Raw genomic sequence first — 19,711 nt, forward strand, 5'->3', positions numbered from 1 at the left:
CTCCGTCAAATTATATCGTTGATCCCTAGTCAGACAAATGATCCGGGATGGCTTTTTCTCAAGGTTTCAATGTCAGGGATGACGGCATTCAGATGCTGTTTCATCGCCGCACAGGCGGCTGGCACGTCATGGGCTTCAATGGCATTGCGAATGATCTGATGCTCGGACAGGACATGCTCCATGCGGCCCAAACCCGGTAACGTCATGCGCCGCGCCCGATCGATTTGCACCTTCACCGGCTTGAGATAGTGCCAGATGCCAGGATGGCCGGAAATTCCGGCAATCGCTTCGTGGAAAGCCTCGTCGGCCTCGTGAAACGCACTCGTGTTCTGACGATCGGCAAAAAAACGCTGGCGGGCGAGGATTTCATCGAGCCATTCGACATCCTTGGCCGTTGCGACGGCCGCTGCACGCTCCACGGTTGCACCCTCGAGCGCCTGGCGGATCACCACAGCCTCGGGGATCAGCGCAACAGGAATGCGGGCGACAAATGTTCCCGATTGCGGAAAGACATCGACAAGTCCGTCTTCAACCAAGCGGATCAACGCCTCGCGCACCGGCGTGCGGCTGACGCCAAAGCGTTCGGTCAGGACCTTCTCGTTGAGAGCAGTTCCCGGTGTCATCTCCATCGATACGATGGCCGCATGAAGCTCGCGATAAATTGCGGTGGCAGTGGTCATCCGACCGGCCGGCGCCCCACGGGGTCCGGGACTTGTAGCCCGCGCGCCGCGATTGACACCTGAAATTCCAACCTCGGGCGGCGTTGCAATGGCTAAGCCTTTGTCTCCCTGGTTTTCTGCCGTCATTGCAGTGCTCCATTTCCATCTTCACGGATCATCTGATCATTGAATGATGGAATTCCGTGTGAATTCATAGTCCGAGACGGTGTTATGCGATGATATCAAGCGCATTCAGTCTCAGTTGACATACTAATATATTATTATTTACAATTCGCCAAGATCATCGATGTTCACAAATGGCGCAACCTGCCATTGGAAAAGTAACATAGCAGCTTCGCATCCAGGTCGGTACAGGGCACGCGATGATGGTAGCAAGGACGCATAATGGCACTTCATCCTGACCGACTTTTCCCAATCGAACCCGATGCACGGGGGATTGCCCGCCGTCTGTTCAGCGCAGTCGAGAGGCTGCCGATCATCTCGCCACATGGTCACACCGATCCGCTTTGGTACGCCAATGACGAAGCTTTTCCGGACCCGGCGAGCCTGTTCGTCAAGCCAGATCATTATATTTTTCGCATGCTCTACTCGCAGGGTGTGAGGTTGGAAGATCTCGGCGTGCCGCGTCAGGATGGAGGCCCGGTGGAAGTTGACGGCCGCAAGATATGGCGGCTGTTTGCGAAGCACTTACATCTGTTTAGGGGCACACCCTCCCGCCTGTGGTTCGAGCATGGACTGGAAACGGTATTCGGCATTGTGGAGCGGCTTGGCGAGAAGAATGCGGATGCACTTTATGATCGAATTGCAGAGCGCTTGACGGAACCATCCATGCGTCCGCGGGCGCTCTACAAACAGTTTGGCATCGAAGTCATCTCGACGACGGATGCGGCGACCGATCAACTCGCAGCGCACGATGCGATCTTAAAGTCAGGTTGGGATGGCCGCGTCGTTCCTGCCTACCGCCCCGATGCCGTCATAGATGCATCGCGTACGGACTTTATCACCAACGTAGAGGATTTCGTTGCACTTGCGGGCACCAAGCTCGACTATGAGGGGTATATCGAAGCGCATCGTGTGCGCCGTGCTTATTTCAAACGGCGTGGCGCCACGTCTAGCGATCACGGGCATCCGAACGCGCGCACTGCTGATCTTTCCGTCTCCGCGGCGTCAGCACTGTTCGAACGAGTGCTGAAAGGCGCTTCGCCTGAAGACGCCGACCTCTTCCGCGCACAGATGCTGACGGAAATGGCGCGAATGAGTATCGAAGATGGCCTGGTCATGCAGATTCATCCCGGCTCTTACCGAAATCACAATCCCGCTCTGTTCGAACGGTTTGGAACGGACAAAGGAGCGGATATTCCGCGCTCTACCGGCTATGTCGAGGAACTGAAACCTCTGCTTGACTCGTTTGGCAACGATGCTCGGCTGACACTCATCCTCTTCACCCTCGATGAAACCAGTTACAGCCGGGAACTCGCTCCCCTCGCGGGCCATTATCCAGCCTTGCGCCTTGGCCCTGCATGGTGGTTCCATGATAGTCCGGAAGGTATGCGCCGCTTCCGTGAACTGACCACCGAGACTGCCGGGTTCTATAATACGGTCGGCTTCAACGACGATACGCGCGCCTATATGTCCATACCCGCGCGCCATGACATGGCGCGTCGTGTCGACTGCGGGTATCTGGCGCGACTTGTTGCTGATCACAGGTTGGAGGAGGACGAGGCGGTGGAAATCGCACATGATCTTGCCTACCGCCTGGCGAAACAAACTTACAAGCTTTGAAATAGAAACCACAATTGCAGGCACAGAATGACTGAAAAGTTCCGCCTCTCCGACTCGACGCTGCATCGTCTGGCGTCGAATGTGAAGCAACCCGGCTATGATAGAAACCAGGTTCGGATTGGTATCGTGCATCTCGGCATTGGTGCATTCCACAGGGCACATCAGGCCGTCTATACGGACAGCGTACTCGCCAGTGGCGACAATCGCTGGGGCATACTGGGTGTTTCGTTACGCAGTGGCGATACGAAAGAGGCAATCGAACCGCAGGACGGACTTTACACTGTTGCATCCCGCGATGGCGGCGGTGATAGCTTTCGTGTGATTGGCAGTGTCGCAAAAGTTCTGGTTGCACCCGAAAATCCGGAGTCGGTACTCGCTGCAATGACAGATCCCGACGTCAGGATCGTTTCCTTGACCGTGACGGAAAAAGGATATTGCTATTCGCCCGCCACCGCCTCGCTCGACGAATCTCACGCCGACATCGTCCACGACCTTGCTGATCCTGGTGCCCCGCGCTCGGCTATTGGTTTTATCGTAGAAGCGTTAGCCCGGCGCCGCGCCAATGGTACCGCGGCTTTCACGCTGTTGTCCTGCGATAACCTCCCGTCCAATGGCGAAACGCTGAAGCGGGTGGTCACACGTTTTGCCGAACTACGCGACGCTGGGCTTGGGCGGTATATTGGCGAAAACATTGCCTTTCCCTCGACCATGGTTGACCGGATTGTCCCGGCTACGACCGATGCTGATCGTGCCACGACGGCCCGGGCTACGGAACTATTCGATGCATGGCCAATCATGACAGAGCCTTTCACACAGTGGGTGGTGGAGGATCATTTTCCTTCCGGCCGTCCGGCATGGGAGGACTTCGGCGCAACATTCGTCGACAACGTCGATGCGTTTGAACTGATGAAACTCCGGCTCTTGAATGGCAGCCACTCGACCCTGGCTTATCTCGGTTATCTCGCCGGTCACGAGACAGTTGCCGATGTGATGAAGGCCGAAGGCTTCAGCGCATTCATTGAAACCATGATGGACGATGAGATCACGTCGACACTTCCACCGCTTCCAGGATTTGATCTGGACGCCTACAAGGCTCAGCTACGCGAACGCTTTCGCAACCCGGCGCTGCGCCATCGCACGTGGCAGATCGCCATGGACGGCTCGCAGAAATTGCCGCAACGCCTGCTGCACACGATCCGGCAGCGTTTGGACCAGAAGAAACCTTTCGACCGTCTCGCTCTCGGCGTCGCCGGCTGGATGCGCTACGCTACGGGGGTGGACGAAAACGGCAAGCCAATAGATGTGCGCGATCCGCTTGCCGATCAATTCAAGCAGCGCACTACCGGGAAAACATCCTCTGACGACCTTATGAATGCCTATCTCGGTCTTGACCAGATCTTCGGTAAAGACCTTCCCGGAAATCTGGAATTTCGCCAAACCGTCGGCCGCGCCTTGGGAAAGCTTCTAAAGGATGGCGCAGCACGAACCGTTGCCGGCATGACGTCGTAAGGCGCGAAAGCCCTTGCTATCTCGATCTGATAGATTAATATATCAAATCTCGACTGCGGCCGGATACTGGGAACCCCGGCCATGCCTGAAAACGGGGCGTTGAGCCAACAGGGAGGAAACCATGATCCGCATAACACGCAGACAAGCCATTGGCGGTCTGGCAGCAGTCGCCACGCTGCCGGCAACGCGACTATTTGCTCAGTCCAAACTTGCGCTGCCAACCTCACCCGTAACACTGAATATCGCCGACGTAGCGGGCAATCTAGCGTTGACGCAGACAGCCATCGAGAATTATGCCAAGGCCAAACCGGAACTTGTATCGAAGATCACCTTCACCAAGGCGCCAGCTCCGGAGCTTCCGGGCAAGATCAAGGCTCAGCAGGCGGCAAACAGGCTGGATATCGATCTCGTTCTGACAGGTACCGATGCCCTCTCTGCAGGTATCGCTCAGGACCTGTGGGTCAAGCTTTTGCCGGATCACTCCGCCTCTCTGCCCGATCTGGCGGCAATCTATCTTGAACCTGCCTATCGCATGCTGGCGCTCGGCAAGGACGTCGGTGTGGTGGTAACCTATTACCCATCCGGCCCGCTGCTCGAATATATGCCCGACCGCGTCAAAAAGGTACCAACCACGGCGGAAGAGCTTCTGGCCTGGGCCAAGGAAAACCCCAACAAGTTCCTTTACGCGCGTCCGGCAAATTCCGGCCCCGGCCGCACTTTCCTGATGGGCCTGCCTTACCTCCTCGGCGACACTGATCCGCGTGATCCGGTAAAAGGCTGGGACAAGACCTGGGCCTATCTCAAGGAACTGCATAAATACATCGAATACTACCCGACCGGCACTGCTGCTTTGATGAAGGAACTCGGTGAAGGCACGCGCGACATGACTGTCTCCACGACCGGCTGGGATATCAATCCGCGTGTGCTTGGGGTCGTTCCGAAGGAAGCGGCAGTCGCGACTCTCAAAGGTTTCCACTGGGTCGCCGACGCCCACTACATGTGCGTTCCGAAAGGCATTGCAGACGACAAGCTTGCGGTACTTCTCGATATGATGAGCTTCCTGCTGACACCTGAACAACAAGCCTTCACCTATGATCAGGGTTATTTCTATCCGGGTCCGGCTGTGAAGGATGTGCCGATCAGCATGGCTCCGCAAGAAAGCCAGGATGCGATCGCCGAATTTGGCCGCAAGGAATACGCGGATTGGTTTTCCAACAATCCCGTCGAAATTCCGCTGGAGCCATCTTCGATGGTCGTTGCATTCCGTCGTTGGGATGAAGAAGTCGCGGGCAAGAAGTCCTGAAATTACCGATCATCACATCATCCGGAGGCCATCCGGATGATGTCTGCTTATAAGGGTACCCGATGCTGCTTGCGTCATCGCCATTCAGTGAGATCCGCCTTGACCGGATGAGCCGCGCTTTTGGTTCGCACAATGCGTTGAAAGATGTATCGCTATCAATCCGCAAGGGCGAATTTATCGCACTGCTCGGGCCGTCGGGTTGTGGCAAATCGACGGCGCTCAACTGCATTGCCGGACTATTATCGACGACGGGTGGGGGCATTTTCATCGACGACAAGCGCATCGATACACTAAAGCCGGAGGATCGCGGCTTCGGCATGGTCTTCCAGAATTATGCGCTGTTTCCCCACATGACGGTTCGCCAAAATATCGGATTCGGCCTCAAGATGCGCAAGGTTGCCAAGGGGGAGATGGAAAAGCGCGTCGAAGAGGCGCTGAATCTCGTCCGTCTGCAAGGGCAGGGCCATAAATTGCCGGGGCAATTGTCGGGCGGCCAGCAACAGCGCGTTGCAATTGCACGGGCGATTGTCATTGAGCCGCCGCTGGTATTGATGGATGAGCCCCTATCCAACCTCGATGCGAAGTTGCGCCTTGAGATGCGTGCGGAAATTCGCCGCATTCACAACCAGCTCGGCGCCACCACTGTGTACGTTACCCATGATCAGGACGAGGCCTTGTCGTTGGCGGATCGTGTCGTCGTACTGCGTGATGGTGAAATTCGTCAGGTGGGCGCGCCAAGCGATCTTTACGAACGACCCGATCATTTGGACGTCGCCGAATTCATGGGCTACCGCAACCGCCTGACCGGCAAGGTCATTGGCACGGATGGCGATCGTACCAGCGTTGCCGTTGGCAAAGCCGTGTTGGCGGGGACCGCACGGGACAATTTGAAAGTCGGCGATAGCGCCGTTATCGCGGCCCGGGCCGACGACGTCGTTGCCGGCGAAAAGTCCGATAAAACCGTCGAGGGTGTTGTCGAGACCATCGAATATCGCGGGCGTGAATTCGTTGGAACAGCGCGCACGGCGGAAGGTCTGGAGCTCGTCTTTCATGCGCCGCAAACGGCTGAGCTTGGCAGTTCGATCTGGCTCTCCATAGATCCGGCGCGTGCGCTGGCTTTTGCGGCGTAACGGCAAATGGCGAGCGTTACCTCAACCCCCTTCGACAATCGCATGTCGCTGCGGCAGCGACTGGCGCTACGGGGCATCGATGGTGTCACCCTTCTTGTCCTGCCAGCGGTATTCTTTCTTCTGGCCGTGTTCATCTATCCCTTCATATACGGGTTGATTTTGTCATTCACACCGGCAGAGGGGGGCGCCTTTGCCAACTATAGCAAATTCTTCTCCGATCCGTTTCTGTATGACACCATCCTGACCACGCTGTGGCTGGCAGTGCCGGTGACGATCATCAGCATAGCCATCGCGCTACCGGTGGCTTTCCGCGTGCGGCTGATGACGCATCAGAGGCTTCTCACGACTATTCTGGTCTTGCCAGTGACGCTTGGCACAGTGCTCGTTGCTGAAGGCCTGTTGAACTATCTCGGCCCACAAGGATGGTTCAGCCGGACGTTGATGCTTCTTGGCGCAATCGACCGGCCACTTAAATTGACCAACAATTATTGGGGCGTTTTCGCGTCCCTGATCATCACCGGCTTTCCGTTCACGTTTCTGCTTACCCTCTCCTATGTCTCGGGCATCGATCCGGCACTGGAGCAGGCGGCAGCCACGCACGGCGCCAGGAGCTGGCAGCGCTTCCGTTATGTCATGCTGCCCTTGCTGATTCCCGGTCTTGCCATCGCCTTCTGTCTGTCGTTCGTGCAGGCCTTCGCCGTGTTCCCCTCGGCCATCCTGCTTGGTGCGCCAGCGGGACCGACGCGCGTCATCTCAATTGCCGCCTATCAGGCAGCCTTCGAGCAGTATGACTATTCCATGGCTTCAGCCGTCGCGATGATCATGGCAGTGGTGCAATTACTCATCGTCGTGGCGATCCTTGGTATCCGCAATATGTTCTATCGCGGCTCGACCGCGGGCGGAAAGGGCTGACAATGATCCGTGACACAACCATCGGTGCCAAAATCTGGATCACTGCTGTCTGGGCAGTCGTCGTCTTTTTTATCATCAATCTGTTGGCGATGATCGCCACCGTTATTATTTCTTCGTTCGGCACACGTTGGCTTGGCACATGGCTACCCGCTGGCTGGACAACGAAGTGGTACTTCACTGCGTGGTCGGAATTCCAGCTGAGTGACGTGCTTATTGTCACCTTCCAGATTGTTTTTACCGTTGTCGCTTTGTCTGGCCTCCTCGGCGTAACTGCCGCCTATGCGCTGGCACGGCGCGATTTTCCGGGCAAGAAGCTGGTCATGCTTCTGTTCCTGCTGCCGCTGCTGGTACCGCCAATCACCTTCGGCATCCCGCTCGCCACGGTGCTGTATCAGGCTGGCGTCGGCGGCACTTTTTGGGGCGTTGTTCTTGCCAATCTGGTACCGACAGTTCCCTTCGTGATCCTCGTCATGATCCCGTTCATCGAACAGATCGATCCAAAGATTGAGGCGGCGGCTCGTGTGTTCGGCGCCGGAACATTCCAGCTGTTCAGACATGTGCTATTGCCTATGCTGCTGCCGGGTATTCTGGCGGCCCTGCTGCTGGTTCTGGTGCGTACTGTAGCGATGTTCGAGCTGACATTCCTTACGGCGGGTCCGACCAGTCAAACGCTTGTCGTCGCGCTTTACTATTCGGTCTTTGCTTCAGGTGTCCGCGCTGTGCAATCGATCGATGCGATGGCTGTCGTCTATATGGTCACGACGCTCGTCTGGTTGCTGGTCGCGTTGCGGTTTGTAAATCCGACGCAGATCGTAGCCCGCGCCAAACAGCAGCAGACCACCGCATAGGGTATTACATCGTGGCGCCGATCTGCCATGGCACGAATTCTGCATCGCCATAGCCGAGTTCTTCGGATTTGCTGCGCTGGCCCGAGGCGATCTTGAGAATATGCTCGAAAATCTCTTTGCCCTTGTCCTCGATCGACACGCCGTCGAGCACATCGCCGCAATTGATGTCCATGTCCTCGATCATCTGGGTGTACATCGGCGTATTGGTGGCAAGCTTGATCGACGGCGTCGGCTTGCAGCCATAGGCCGAGCCGCGCCCTGTGGTGAAGGCGAGGATGTTGGCACCGCCCGCGACCTGTCCCGTTGCTGAAACCGGATCATAGCCGGGCGTGTCCATGAAAACGAGACCATGCGCGGTGACGGGCTCGGCATAACCATAAACCGCTTCAAGCGGTGTCGTGCCGGATTTGGCCACGGCCCCGAGGGACTTTTCCAGAATTGTGGTCAAGCCGCCAGCCTTGTTTCCGGGCGAGGGATTATTGTTCATTTCCATCTTGTTGCGGGCCGTATAATCCTCCCACCAGGCGATGATCGATTGCAGGCGATCGACAGCTTCGGGGTTCGAAGCGCGCTCGATGAGCAGATGCTCGGCTCCGTAAATCTCCGGTGTTTCCGAAAGGATCGCAGTGCCGCCCTGCTGTACCAGAAGGTCGACGGCAGCGCCGAGCGCCGGATTGGCGGTGATGCCGGAATAGCCGTCGGAACCGCCACACTGCAAAGCGAGCATGAGTTCTGATGCCGGAATGGTCTCCCGCTTCACATTCGCGGCGGTCGGCAGCATGTCGCGCACGGCAGCAATGCCTGCCTCCATAGTTTTGCGCGTACCACCGACTTCCTGGATCGTCAGGCTGCGGAACGTGTCACTTTCGACGATATTATAGGCTTCTTTCCAGCGGCCGATCTGGAAACCTTCGCAACCCAGACCAACCATCAGCACGGCGGCGATGTTCGGATTGGACGCATAGCCCCACTGGGTGCGCTTGAGGACTTCGTAGCCTTCGCCTTTGACGTCGAGTGCACAGCCGCCGCCATGCACCAGCGGAATGATGCCGTCGATCATCGGATATTCGTCGAGCAGACCGGATTTCTGCACCGCCTCTGCGATAAAGCGCGCGACGGAAGCAGAACAGTTCACAGAGGTCAGAACGCCGATATAGTTGCGTGTCCCGGCGCGGCCATTGGCCCGGCGGAAACCTTCGAACGTTGCGCGCTGCTCCATCGGCAAAATGCCGCTTGAGTGGGCCGCGTGCGTTGCATCCGGTTCGCGAACAAAATTGCTGTAGTCGAGATTGTGTTCATGCACCCATTCGCCGGCCTCGATCCGCTTGGAAGCGGAGCCGATGATCTGGCCGAACTTGCGCACAGGTTCACCCGCTGCAATCAAGCGGGAAGCGAGCTTGTGCCCGCGTGGAACGCGGCTTGCCACGGTCACCGCTTCGATTTTTTGGCCCACCTGAAACGTATCGACAGCAACAATCACATTGTCGCTGGCGTGAAGGCGCAAGTGCCGGGGAGCGGTAAGCGTGTCCATCGAATTCTCCAACTGGTCAATTAATATATTAATTAGATCCGACGTCAGTTGCAATGTGGCAAGATGAACCTATTGCAGCGTGTTGCAAGGCTGGTGGGTCGGAATCTTTCGATCTCAGGTGTTCCTCAACGCGATCGGACGATTCCAGCGGACGAAAGATCAACCGCTTGCAACCAAATTACACGCGCCGGCTGAAATTCTTGCGCCAGTTTCGCACATTCTTGCATGAGAATCGCCAAGTCTTGTCCCACTTTCGGACTTTCTTGCGCAAAACATGGATACTATTCGAGAACTTGCGCTCGAAAAAATTTCCATCGGGAATCTGTAGTCCGCAATCATCGGTGTTGCGTGGAATTTTTGCCAGTGCGAACCGCAACGCCCGGTACGGCACCTCTTCCGATATCGTTTTTTCCAGTCCCTTCAGCGAGGGATCGTACATCCAGAACACCAATAACCAGAAGCATAATTTAATTCGAATTTTGAAGTATATTCCCATTATATTCTGCGATACTTCGTTATGAAAAATTCATTTGCATGAAATACCAAATTTAGTTCTATATCCAAATATAGCTCAATAAATACGTTTCCAACTGTCTCAAAATGGGGGCCATGATGGCGCTGAACAATTCCTTGCTCGACCTCCTCAATATCCATCCGGAAAACGGCCTGGACCAGATACTCACCGGTGGCGACGGACCCGACATTTTGTTCGGGGGCAGCGGCAACGACTTTATCCAGGGCAAGGCCGGCAGCGATCTGCTCTTCGGTTATGAAGGCATCGATACGCTGGCCTATGTCGGTTCGTCCGAAGGTGTGATGGTGCACCTTGGCGGCCTCGATGGATCCGGTGCGCTCGGCACGTGGGGCGGTGACGCCGAGGGCGACCGACTTGCCGTCGGTTTCGAGAATCTCGTGGGTTCGGCCTTTGACGACAAGCTCTCCGGCGATGCCGGTGACAATGTGCTCGTCGGCCTGGATGGCAATGACGGTCTCTCCGGCGGTGCAGGCAATGACACGCTGGTTGGCGGCGCAGGCACCGACTGGCTCGATGGTGGAACCGGCGATGACACGCTCCTCGGCGGTGACGGCGAGGACTATCTGTATGGTCGGGACGGCGACGATACGCTCAATGGCGGTGCGGGCGAGGATCGCCTTGATGGCGGCAATGGCGATGATCACCTTCTTGGCGGTGCCGGCACAGATTGGCTCGATGGCGGCAACGGTGCCGATTATCTCGATGGCGGCGAAGGCAACGATTTGCTCGATGGCGGCCGCGGCAATGATACGCTTATTGGCGGCGCCGGCGACGACGCGCTGAACGGCGGCTCCGGTGATGACCGCCTGAACGGCGGTACGGGTACCGACTACGTCGCTGGCGGCCAAGGCAGCGACTGGATGGATGGCGGAGCCGGCGACGACCGGCTGGAAGGCGGGTCGGGACAGGACTGGCTCTATGGCGGCGATGGCAATGACACGCTCGATGGTGGCATGGGCGAGGATCGGCTGAACGGCGGGGCTGGCGACGACACGCTTGTCGGCGGTTCAGGCAGGGACTGGCTGGACGGTGGCACGGGCGCCGACCATCTCCTTGGTGGTTCCGGCGATGATTTCCTGCGCGGCGGCGACAACAACGATACGCTCGATGGCGGCGCCGGCAACGACACGCTGAACGGTGGCGCCGGTGATGATCAGCTCATAGGTGGCCCGGGATCCGATATCCTTGCGGGTGGGACCGGTGCCGACACGTTCATCTTCGGTCAGATCGAAACCGGTTTCCAAACCCAGGGCGGACACAGCGCCGTGACCTTGATCGCCGATTTCAACGCCAGCGAAGGCGACAGGATCGATCTCAGCCGGGTCGATGCCGACACGAGCACGTCGGGCGATCAGGATTTCCATTTCATCGGCGAAAGCGACTTCTCCGGCGTTGCTGGCGAATTGCGGGTTTTCCATGCCCCGCAGGGCGATTCAGGTGGCACGGCCATCGACCATTGGCTGGTCGAGGGCGACATGAATGGCGATGGTATCGCCGACCTGATCGCCGAGGTCTCAGGTCATGTCGAGGACGGACTGTCGGTTCATGACTTCGTGATGTGATGAATAAGGAGGGAGCCGGAAACGATCGCCTAGGAGCCAGCGGCGGGTCGCTGCTGGCCGGAGGGCCGTTGAAAGGCACTGATGGTCCGGATCATTTCATTGGGACCGCTGGCACCGACTGGATCGACGGGGCTGGAGGCAACGACCATATCTTCGGCGGAAGCGGCGATGACTGGCTCTATGGTGGCGACGACAATGATGTCGTCGACGGCGGCGCGGGCGAAGACCGGCTTAGCGGTGGCGCCGGAGCCGACACGCTCATCGGCGGAGCCGGGACAGACTGGCTGGACGGCGGCGCTGGTCCCGATCACCTGCTTGGTGGAGACGGCGATGACTGGCTTCGCGGCGGCGATAATTACGACACCCTCGACGGCGGAGCAGGCGAGGATCGCCTGAACGGCGGCTCTGGCAACGATGTTCTCGAGGGCGGCGAGGGCAATGATTGCCTTGCCGGCGGTGAGGGAAACGATTTCATTAACGGTGGCAAAGGCGATGACGTCATGGCTGGCGGTGCTGGCGATGATCTGTTCATCGGTGGCGTCGGCTCAGGCAATCATATCGACGGTGGTGATGGCATTGATACCGTAGACTACACGCTCGGCGATGGCGGGGCATGGGTGAGCCTGATGACGGGCGAGATGTCCGGGGACATACTGTCGAATGTCGAGAATCTGACCGGCAGCCAATACGCCGACTCTCTTGAGGGCGATGACAAGGACAATATCCTGACCGGCGGAGCTGGGTTCGACATTCTCATTGGCAACGGCGGAGCGGATACTTTTCGATTTCTTTATGCCGAACATGGCGATCAGGAGCACGAAGGACAGGCTTACGGCGATACGATAGGCGTCTTCAGCTCGGCGGAGGGCGACAGGATCGACGTTTCGCCGATAGATGCGGATACGACCATCGACGGCAAGCAGGATTTCCATTTCATCCGCAACGGCGATTTTACCGGCAGTGCAGGTGAATTGCGGATGGTGGTGCCGGACAATGTGTACCCCAAGGATTATCTCCACCTGGAAGGAGATACCGACGGCGATGGCGATGCGGATCTGGTTGTCGCAGTGGTTGGCGATTTTGACCATGACTGGACCGTGAATGATTTCATCATGTGAGGCGGAACGAATCTTGAGTTTCATTACCAACAGTGCGCATTTGAACATCTTGTGATTTTGAGTCGAGGACGAATTTTTGGAAGACTGGGACCCTAACGTAGTCAAGATGCTCAGCATCTTCATGCCAACCACTTTTGACAGGCGCCTGGCCATCAAGGGACATTCCCGCTTCGTCCACTACACCACGGCCGAAAACCTGTTTCGCATTCTCGATCAGGAGGAAATACAGTTTCGAAACACGCGATGCATGAACGATTATCGCGATGTCGAACAGGGGGTCATGCAGCTGCACCAGTGGAACAATGATGGGGAAAACAGCGAGCCCCTGGCGAAAGCGCTCGAAGCCAGCAGTCCAGGGGTTTGGAGTGAGGCAATCAAGAAATACTACCAGGCGTTGCCGAGCCTACGCACCCAATCCTATGTCCTTTCGGTCGCCGAACATGATCCCGCTGAAAATGACACCGGCCGGCTGGCGTTGTGGCGGGCCTACGAAAAAGGCGAGACCGGGATCGCCGTCGTCGTCAAGGTCGCGCCTTTCATGCAGGTGACGGAGGCCCTTAAAGCCTATTCGAGCCCGGTGGCATACTGGACGCGGCACCAACTCGACGACGAGTTCAAGGTCGTTACCCAGCGTGTGTCTGCCAACAAGGATTTCCTGTCGAAACTACCGAAACCCGCACTGATTGAAATGCTGTTCCTGATGCTGGTCTTCGCGGCGACCTGCTCCAAACATCCGGGACTGGGCGACGAGCGCGAATGGCGTGTTTTGACCAATCCGCAACTCTGGCCATCGCCCCAGCTAATCGAACACCATGACGTCATCGGTGGAATTCCGCAGACGGTCTACCGGATGCCGCTGAAAAACAGCCCCGCCGACAATGTGATGGGTATAGAGCTGCCCGAACTCATCGACCGCGTCATCATTGGCCCAACCGCCTATGCCGGACCGGTCCGTGATGCGATCATTGCGAAATTGGCACAGAGAAAGATCGACGATCCCACGTCGAAGGTTGTCATATCGGGGATGCCAGTGCGTGCGAAGGCAATGGGATAAACAAAACTTGCTCTAGCCTCCTTTTTGACCAAAGAAAATTCTAGACTGAACGCAACCTCAGGGCGTTCGAACCGAGGGTGCTATTTTCGCGTAAGGAGGATAGTCAGATGCACGACCTAACCATAGTTCTGGCAATCTTCGCTATTGTTGTTCTCGCTTATCAGTCCGAGATCGATGACCGGCCGCCGGTCCAGGACGATGACCAGTCGGACTACGGTGACTGACCTAATGGGCAGCGCCGGCAATATCGTCCGGAAGGCCAACGGAATGGGCAATGCGATGCAATTTCCCCGGCTCGGCATTCTCACCCATCTCGATGCCATTGAGTTCATCCACGGTCAGACCGCAGGCGATGGCTAGGTCCTCGACAGTGTAGTTGAATTTTTGCCTGATCATTTTCACCAGATTTGCGCTGGCAGCGATGGCTGAAGCCGTCGTATCAATCGTGTCGACCATGGCGGATCTCCGGATCTGGCAGGTTTCGGTCTCCCGAAATGCACGGGCTCATATTTGGTTCCCAAGCCGACGCAGCAGACTTCAATATCGGGATGGCCTTGACATAGTGCATATGCACAGTTATACTGCCTTCATGAATGAGACATCATCCATGGACGCCTGCAATGGGTTCGCGACGAGACGTGCTGCTCGTTACATTACGAGGCTTTACGAGCGACACCTTGCAGCAGCGCACGTGACGACCACCCAGTTCTCGATATTGGTGTTGCTGAGTGAGAGACCGGGTATGACGATGAGCGAGCTTGCGCGGGCAATGGTCATGGACAGGACGTCACTGGTACGGGCCATCAAACCAATGCAGCGTGATGGCTGGCTGAAGACGGAACCGGCGCTGGATGAGCCACGAAAGCTGGTGCTGTCACTGACCGAACCGGGTCAGAGCAAGGTTCAGGAGGCCAAGCCGTTATGGCAAAAGGCCCAGCAGGAATTCGAAGCCCAGGTAGGGTCCGAACGAGCCGCGCAATGGCGGCATGATTTTTTCGAGATGACACGCAGCACCTAGAATGCCCAAGAGGCTAAAATGCGTGCCAGATAGTGTGCATATGCACATAATGTTACAACACATAGGAGACAGAAAATGACTGGATATTTGAAAATCGCTGGCAGTGCCGTCCTGTATGGCATGATCGCAGCAACATCGCCGGTTCAGGCCACCGAACCAGATCGCAATGTGGAAGAAGGGCACGCCGTCGTTACGACCCTTGGTAGTGACACGTCCGCCGTAACCTACTGGGTCAGCCAGGCCGATGGCTGGCATGTCGTGACAACAGTCGATACGAAGAACGCAGCGGTCAGTTCCGAGACCGGAAATCACGCGGTCGTAAGGTTCTCCGCGGTGCTGCAGCCGGGCCAGTCCCATTCGATCTCGATCCCGGTTGCCGTCGGGGAGAAACAGCCTGCACTGCTTATCCGGCGCGTGGCGGACCGGATCGAGGTGGAGACAGATCCGGCACTGTTGAACTAGCGGGGTACCGCATTACTGCACGAGCGATCTGGACTGGTTGATCCAGTCGATCGCTTCGTGATGCGGCATGGGCTTTGCAAAATAATGACCCTGCATGGTCACGCAGCCGAGTTGCCGCAGAATGCGCAGGTCGGCTTCAGTCTCGACGCCTTCGGCGACGACCTCGATTCCGAGTGACTTGCCGAGGCCGAGAATGGATTGCACCACTTTGCGATCATCCACCGATTTCGCGATGCCGTAGATGAAAGAACGGTCAATCTTGATCCGGTCGACATGCAGTAGCCGAAGCGATGACATCGACGAATAGCCGACGCCAAAATCGTCGATGGCAATGCGTACGCCTTGTTTGGCCAAGGCCGCCAGTTTGCCTTGCACGGAGCTGATATCCTTTGCGGTATCCTCGGTGATCTCGATCTCCAGCATGGAAGCCGGCAGATCGAGTTTACGCAATTTCGCGATTATCAGGTCGTCCACAGCGAGTTGAGACATCTCGCGTGGAGACATGTTCATCGCCACCCGCAGGTGACCGAGGTTCATTGCGCGCAATGTCTGCATCATGGCGCAGACATCCTTCAATATGTATCGGAAGAGCGGTTCCGCAAGGCCGGAAAACGATGCGACCGCGACCAGATCGGTAGGGGGAATCCATCCGTGCCGCGGGTGGTTCCAGCGTACGAGTGCTTCCAGATCGGTAATCTTGCGCCCGCCATTTCCAAAGATGGGCTGAAACCATACCTCCAATGCGTCATTGCTCATTGCCTTGGCAACGTCGCGCTCTATATCGCGCCGCATCGTGAGGTGATCGCGCAATTCGTCGTCGAACACATAATGTCGATTGCGACCCTGTGACTTTGCTCTGTAAAGCGCTGCATCCGCACGGACCAGCATCTCATCGACGTCCAGTTCGCTGGATACACAAACGCCAATGCTGACGCCGATGCGGCCGGCATCGAAGGTGGCGAACGGAATGGATATTGCGGCGATCAACTTGGTGGCGAGTATCGACGGCGTCTCGTCATAACTGGCCGTGTCGAGCAGAACGGCAAACTCGTCTCCACCCAGACGTGCCACAAGTACGTCGTTACTCAGACTCTGACGAAGCCTCCTGCCGACTTCCACAAGCACCCTGTCGCCCGCTTTGTGACCGAACGCATCGTTGATCGATTTGAAGCCATCGAGGTCGAGAAGCATGAGCGCAAACCCGGCCTTGCTGGCGGATGGCAAAGACGCGACCTCCTGCATGAACCCGCTGCGGTTGAGAAGTCCGGTCAGTTCATCGTGGGCGGCGCGATGTCCCATTTTGGCAGCGGCTTGCGTCGCCTGATCCCTGGCCGCTTCCAGAGAGAATGCCATGGCGGTGGCCTCGTTCTTCAGCCTGCTGGACTGCCAGAACAGTCCCTGGCTTTCCCGTGCACCGCGGATCAAGGCCGCGAGATAAATTATTGTCGTTGCCGCCAGACTATACCGGTCAAAACCACCGGCAAAAACGAGGCATCCGGCCACCGACAGCAGAACCGGGACAATGTAACAGATCGGCATCAGCGCATAGGCAAAACCGGCGGTGACAGCGCCCGCAGTGATTCCGCACAGGACGACCAGGTAGAATACCGATTGCGGCGCAGTGTAACCATCACACAGAACGGCGATGAAAGCCCATACGATACCCGAGATCGCCGCCATGGCCGACTGCAGGAAGAGATGTTGTCTTACCGAGGCCGGGTCGAGGTTCTTCGGCTCAACCGGATCTGCGGGGTCAAGCAGCCGTACTGGGAACCGGCATAGAAATATACGCGCCACATTCACGAGACTTGAGGCGACAAACCACAACAACCCTGCCAGTCCTTGTCCGTAGTGAATAGCGACGAGCAGACTGATCAACCCCAGGATAATACTGACCGGAACGGAAATGAGCATGCTGCGCCGCACGGCCAGGAGCTGGTCGGCGGCGATCAGATGCTGCAAGGGCAGCGCAAGCGCTTCTGCAGGTTGTTTGGGACTCATCGCGTCTCTGCCAGAAATGCATCAATATTGTTGCCGGAAGACAACTTAACCGCCTTCTGCATAATTATTGGTAACTTTTGCGAACGGGCAGGCTCACCCAACCATGCGGGTGTCAGTTTTTCAGGCCGCGGTCAGCGCAATAGGTCATGAACTCCTCCGGCAGCATTATGTCCTCACCTTCGACCTCCACCTGCAGGACCGGATGTTTGTGTACCGCGTGCAAGGCGTCCTTGGCGCATGGATATTTGATTGCCGTTATTGTCAACCGTCCCTCGACAATGAACACGCGAACGGTCGTGTCTAGCCGGGACATCGCCGTGGCTCCTTTATATGTGCTTCGATTTGACCCCTTACATAATCATTGAAGTGCACACAAAAAAGACCTCAGGTTTAATCTCGGCTATGCCTTCCACGCCGAGCCGCGGATGACGCTGCAGAAGTTGCCGCGGTGGAAATGCGGGTCCTTGTCGGCAAGAACATCGGCCTTGACGTTACCGAAGGTGGTGTCAGGCTTGTGCTTGATGCCGTCATAGAAGGCCTGGATGATATCCTCCTTGAAGTGGTCGCTGCGGGGATGGGCGTGGACGACGGTCTCCCGCTCGGTATCGCTGTATTCGGGATAGGTCAGCCCGAGCACATCCATCTCGACGCCTGCGGTCACAAGCGCGACGACCGGGTGCATGTGCTGCGGTATGCCGGGTGTCGTGTGCAAAGCGATGGCTGTCCAGACGAGATCGATCTCGCTCTGTGCAATGCCATGTCCGCGCAGAAAGTCACGCGCCGCGTTGGCGCCATCGACCTCGAATCGCTCATGCGCACTGCTGTGCTGATGGGTCAGGCCCATGTCGTGGAACATGGCGCCGGTATAGAGCAGCTCCGGATCGAACATGAGGCCGCGATGCTTGCCGGCGAGCGCCCCGAAATAATAGACGCGGCTCGAATGGTGAAACAACAACGGCGAAGCGGTGTCGCGGACAAGTTCAGTGACCTCGCGTGCCAGCTTGCTGTCGGGGATGCTGACCCCATCGATCGTCAATGTCATGGGACTTCTCCTTCTTTCTGTTGGCAAAGTTTAAGAGATGCGCTAGCTTGGCTGCAATTGCTGTTTTACGACGAATACAGACATTCTCAACCAGAAAGGGACATGGACGATGCCGGGCGGGCCGTTGAGGGTTGCGATACTGGCCGTGCCCGGCGTTCAACTGCTGGATGTGTCGGGGCCGCTTGATGTTTTTGCCGAGGCGAATGTGCAGGCCGGCCGGATGGTCTATGAGCTCTGCGTCCTTGGCACCCGGCCGGGCGACATCCGAAGCTCATCGGGCGCGCGGCTGATGCCGGACATGGTCGCGGGGGAAAACACGGACTTCAAGATCGATACATTGCTGGTGGCGGGAGCGCCCAACGCAGCCGACGTGCCGGCCGACGGCCAAGTAGTCGATTGGCTGCGATCCGCCACGCCTTCCATGCGCCGCTATGGTTCGGTCTGCAGTGGCGCGTTTTTCCTGGCACAGGCTGGCTTGCTCGACGGAAAGCGGGCCACGACCCATTGGGCGGTGGCCGAGCGGCTGGCCCGGGCATTTCCAGCGGTGACAGTCGACGCCTACGCACTCCACATCCGCGATGACCGCCTGTGGACGGCCGCGGGCGTCACGGCCGGTCTCGATCTGGCGCTGGCTCTGGTCGAGGAAGATCTCGGCCGCGAGGTGGCGATGCGGGTAGCGGGACAGCTCGTGATGTTCTTCAAGCGGCCGGGCGGGCAGATGCAGTTCAGCCGGAAAGGCGAGGCGGCGCCTGTTGGCCGGTCGGCGCTACAGGAGGTGCAGCGATGGGTCGCCGCGAACCCCGCCGAAGACCATAGCGTCGCAAGCCTCGCGCAGCGAACGGGGTTGAGCTCACGTCATTTCGCCCGCCTCTTCCGCCAGGAGGTCGGCATGACGCCGGGGGACTGGGTGGAGGAAGCGCGTGTCACCGCCGCACGCGAACTGCTCGAGAGCGGAGACGCTGCCCCGAAGCAGGTTGCCGGACGATGCGGGTTTGCCGATGTCGATACTCTGCGGCGCGCCTTTGTCCGGCGCGTCGGTGTGACACCGGCGGAATACCGGAAGAGATATCCACGGGAGGACATGAAAGTCGCCACGTCTCGAAACAGATAGGGGGCTGCGTCGATACGAGCGCACACAAAAGCGCGGCAGCCTGCGGAACGCTGTGGCGCGCCGGAGTTGCACCAAACTTTGTTCGTGTCATATTCACATCGAATAGACCCCGC

Annotated in this window: 18 protein-coding genes; 12 read left to right on the forward strand and 6 right to left on the reverse strand. The window is 57.6% G+C overall.

What is annotated here, in order from left to right; translation table 11 throughout:
* Nucleotides 1-29: 29 nt before the first annotated feature.
* Complete coding sequence (locus PHA01_RS18135; RefSeq protein WP_334312034.1) at nt 30-806, reverse strand: GntR family transcriptional regulator; 777 nt, start codon at nt 804-806, stop codon at nt 30-32.
* A 258-nt stretch (nt 807-1,064) separates the two neighbouring features.
* Between PHA01_RS18135 and uxaC the strand changes: the two genes are divergently transcribed.
* The 6 genes from uxaC to PHA01_RS18165 all read left to right on the forward strand — a co-directional run bounded on the left by uxaC (nt 1,065) and on the right by PHA01_RS18165 (nt 8,164).
* Nucleotides 1,065-2,462, forward strand: coding sequence for a glucuronate isomerase (gene uxaC, locus PHA01_RS18140; RefSeq protein ID WP_271897773.1), 1,398 nt, complete (start codon nt 1,065-1,067; stop codon nt 2,460-2,462).
* 27 nt (nt 2,463-2,489) lie between these two features.
* Nucleotides 2,490-3,971, forward strand: coding sequence for a mannitol dehydrogenase family protein (locus PHA01_RS18145; RefSeq protein WP_271897774.1), 1,482 nt, complete (start codon nt 2,490-2,492; stop codon nt 3,969-3,971).
* Nucleotides 3,972-4,095: 124 nt separating this feature from the next.
* Entirely contained in the window at nt 4,096-5,274 is a 1,179-nt protein-coding gene (locus PHA01_RS18150; protein ID WP_271897827.1) for an ABC transporter substrate-binding protein, read from the forward strand.
* Nucleotides 5,275-5,336: 62 nt separating this feature from the next.
* Nucleotides 5,337-6,404: an ABC transporter ATP-binding protein gene (locus tag PHA01_RS18155; RefSeq protein ID WP_271897775.1), complete on the forward strand. Its 1,068-nt coding sequence runs from the start codon at nt 5,337-5,339 to the stop codon at nt 6,402-6,404.
* A gap of 6 nt (nt 6,405-6,410) precedes the next feature.
* Nucleotides 6,411-7,316: an ABC transporter permease gene (locus PHA01_RS18160; RefSeq protein ID WP_271897776.1), complete on the forward strand. Its 906-nt coding sequence runs from the start codon at nt 6,411-6,413 to the stop codon at nt 7,314-7,316.
* Nucleotides 7,317-7,318: 2 nt separating this feature from the next.
* Entirely contained in the window at nt 7,319-8,164 is an 846-nt protein-coding gene (locus tag PHA01_RS18165; RefSeq protein ID WP_271897777.1) for an ABC transporter permease, read from the forward strand.
* 4 nt (nt 8,165-8,168) lie between these two features.
* On the opposite strand, the gene PHA01_RS18170 is transcribed toward PHA01_RS18165, so the two are convergent.
* Nucleotides 8,169-9,695, reverse strand: coding sequence for a UxaA family hydrolase (locus PHA01_RS18170; RefSeq protein ID WP_271897778.1), 1,527 nt, complete (start codon nt 9,693-9,695; stop codon nt 8,169-8,171).
* A 609-nt stretch (nt 9,696-10,304) separates the two neighbouring features.
* Between PHA01_RS18170 and PHA01_RS18175 the strand changes: the two genes are divergently transcribed.
* The 3 genes from PHA01_RS18175 to PHA01_RS18185 all read left to right on the forward strand — a co-directional run bounded on the left by PHA01_RS18175 (nt 10,305) and on the right by PHA01_RS18185 (nt 13,964).
* On the forward strand, nt 10,305-11,792 hold the full coding sequence (locus tag PHA01_RS18175; RefSeq protein WP_271897779.1) for a calcium-binding protein: 1,488 nt from the start codon (nt 10,305-10,307) through the stop codon (nt 11,790-11,792).
* Nucleotides 11,793-11,860: 68 nt separating this feature from the next.
* Complete coding sequence (locus PHA01_RS18180) at nt 11,861-12,910, forward strand: calcium-binding protein (RefSeq protein ID WP_271897780.1); 1,050 nt, start codon at nt 11,861-11,863, stop codon at nt 12,908-12,910.
* Nucleotides 12,911-12,986: 76 nt separating this feature from the next.
* A complete protein-coding gene (locus PHA01_RS18185) occupies nt 12,987-13,964 on the forward strand; it encodes a DUF2971 domain-containing protein (protein WP_271897781.1) in 978 nt (325 codons plus the stop codon).
* A 225-nt stretch (nt 13,965-14,189) separates the two neighbouring features.
* On the opposite strand, the gene PHA01_RS18190 is transcribed toward PHA01_RS18185, so the two are convergent.
* Nucleotides 14,190-14,420, reverse strand: coding sequence for a helix-turn-helix domain-containing protein (locus PHA01_RS18190; protein ID WP_271897782.1), 231 nt, complete (start codon nt 14,418-14,420; stop codon nt 14,190-14,192).
* A 151-nt stretch (nt 14,421-14,571) separates the two neighbouring features.
* Between PHA01_RS18190 and PHA01_RS18195 the strand changes: the two genes are divergently transcribed.
* Together PHA01_RS18195 and PHA01_RS18200 are read left to right on the forward strand one after the other, a co-directional pair.
* Nucleotides 14,572-14,982: a MarR family winged helix-turn-helix transcriptional regulator gene (locus tag PHA01_RS18195; RefSeq protein ID WP_271897784.1), complete on the forward strand. Its 411-nt coding sequence runs from the start codon at nt 14,572-14,574 to the stop codon at nt 14,980-14,982.
* Nucleotides 14,983-15,057: 75 nt separating this feature from the next.
* The gene (locus PHA01_RS18200; protein WP_271897785.1) at nt 15,058-15,444 is read left to right on the forward strand and encodes a hypothetical protein; all 387 of its coding nucleotides are present in this window, start codon (nt 15,058-15,060) and stop codon (nt 15,442-15,444) included.
* A gap of 12 nt (nt 15,445-15,456) precedes the next feature.
* On the opposite strand, the gene PHA01_RS18205 is transcribed toward PHA01_RS18200, so the two are convergent.
* The 3 genes from PHA01_RS18205 to PHA01_RS18215 all read right to left on the reverse strand — a co-directional run bounded on the left by PHA01_RS18205 (nt 15,457) and on the right by PHA01_RS18215 (nt 18,487).
* Nucleotides 15,457-17,445 (reverse strand): putative bifunctional diguanylate cyclase/phosphodiesterase, encoded by a 1,989-nt coding sequence (locus PHA01_RS18205; RefSeq protein ID WP_271897786.1) that lies wholly within the window; start codon nt 17,443-17,445, stop codon nt 15,457-15,459.
* Nucleotides 17,446-17,557: 112 nt separating this feature from the next.
* A complete protein-coding gene (locus PHA01_RS18210; protein WP_114429761.1) occupies nt 17,558-17,758 on the reverse strand; it encodes a hypothetical protein in 201 nt (66 codons plus the stop codon).
* An 87-nt stretch (nt 17,759-17,845) separates the two neighbouring features.
* Nucleotides 17,846-18,487, reverse strand: coding sequence for an HD domain-containing protein (locus PHA01_RS18215; RefSeq protein ID WP_271897787.1), 642 nt, complete (start codon nt 18,485-18,487; stop codon nt 17,846-17,848).
* A 109-nt stretch (nt 18,488-18,596) separates the two neighbouring features.
* Between PHA01_RS18215 and PHA01_RS18220 the strand changes: the two genes are divergently transcribed.
* Nucleotides 18,597-19,598: a GlxA family transcriptional regulator gene (locus PHA01_RS18220; RefSeq protein ID WP_417020980.1), complete on the forward strand. Its 1,002-nt coding sequence runs from the start codon at nt 18,597-18,599 to the stop codon at nt 19,596-19,598.
* The last annotated feature ends 113 nt before the right edge of the window (nt 19,599-19,711 follow it).

Source organism: Candidatus Phyllobacterium onerii (assembly GCF_028331445.1).
In the GTDB taxonomy this organism is placed as follows: domain Bacteria; phylum Pseudomonadota; class Alphaproteobacteria; order Rhizobiales; family Rhizobiaceae; genus Phyllobacterium; species Phyllobacterium onerii.

Bases quoted from the DNA above. Each gene is read 5' to 3' on its own strand.
- PHA01_RS18205 (WP_271897786.1), bottom strand. From the start codon at position 17,445: ATGAGTCCCAAACAACCTGCAGAAGCGCTTGCGCTGCCCTTGCAGCAT.
- PHA01_RS18160 (WP_271897776.1), top strand. From the start codon at position 6,411: ATGGCGAGCGTTACCTCAACCCCCTTCGACAATCGCATGTCGCTGCGG.
- PHA01_RS18190 (WP_271897782.1), bottom strand. From the start codon at position 14,420: ATGGTCGACACGATTGATACGACGGCTTCAGCCATCGCTGCCAGCGCA.
- PHA01_RS18175 (WP_271897779.1), top strand. From the start codon at position 10,305: ATGATGGCGCTGAACAATTCCTTGCTCGACCTCCTCAATATCCATCCG.
- PHA01_RS18200 (WP_271897785.1), top strand. From the start codon at position 15,058: ATGACTGGATATTTGAAAATCGCTGGCAGTGCCGTCCTGTATGGCATG.
- PHA01_RS18145 (WP_271897774.1), top strand. From the start codon at position 2,490: ATGACTGAAAAGTTCCGCCTCTCCGACTCGACGCTGCATCGTCTGGCG.
- PHA01_RS18170 (WP_271897778.1), bottom strand. From the start codon at position 9,695: ATGGACACGCTTACCGCTCCCCGGCACTTGCGCCTTCACGCCAGCGAC.
- PHA01_RS18215 (WP_271897787.1), bottom strand. From the start codon at position 18,487: ATGACATTGACGATCGATGGGGTCAGCATCCCCGACAGCAAGCTGGCA.
- PHA01_RS18165 (WP_271897777.1), top strand. From the start codon at position 7,319: ATGATCCGTGACACAACCATCGGTGCCAAAATCTGGATCACTGCTGTC.
- PHA01_RS18210 (WP_114429761.1), bottom strand. From the start codon at position 17,758: ATGTCCCGGCTAGACACGACCGTTCGCGTGTTCATTGTCGAGGGACGG.
- PHA01_RS18155 (WP_271897775.1), top strand. From the start codon at position 5,337: ATGCTGCTTGCGTCATCGCCATTCAGTGAGATCCGCCTTGACCGGATG.
- uxaC (WP_271897773.1), top strand. From the start codon at position 1,065: ATGGCACTTCATCCTGACCGACTTTTCCCAATCGAACCCGATGCACGG.
- PHA01_RS18195 (WP_271897784.1), top strand. From the start codon at position 14,572: ATGGACGCCTGCAATGGGTTCGCGACGAGACGTGCTGCTCGTTACATT.
- PHA01_RS18135 (WP_334312034.1), bottom strand. From the start codon at position 806: ATGACGGCAGAAAACCAGGGAGACAAAGGCTTAGCCATTGCAACGCCG.
- PHA01_RS18220 (WP_417020980.1), top strand. From the start codon at position 18,597: ATGCCGGGCGGGCCGTTGAGGGTTGCGATACTGGCCGTGCCCGGCGTT.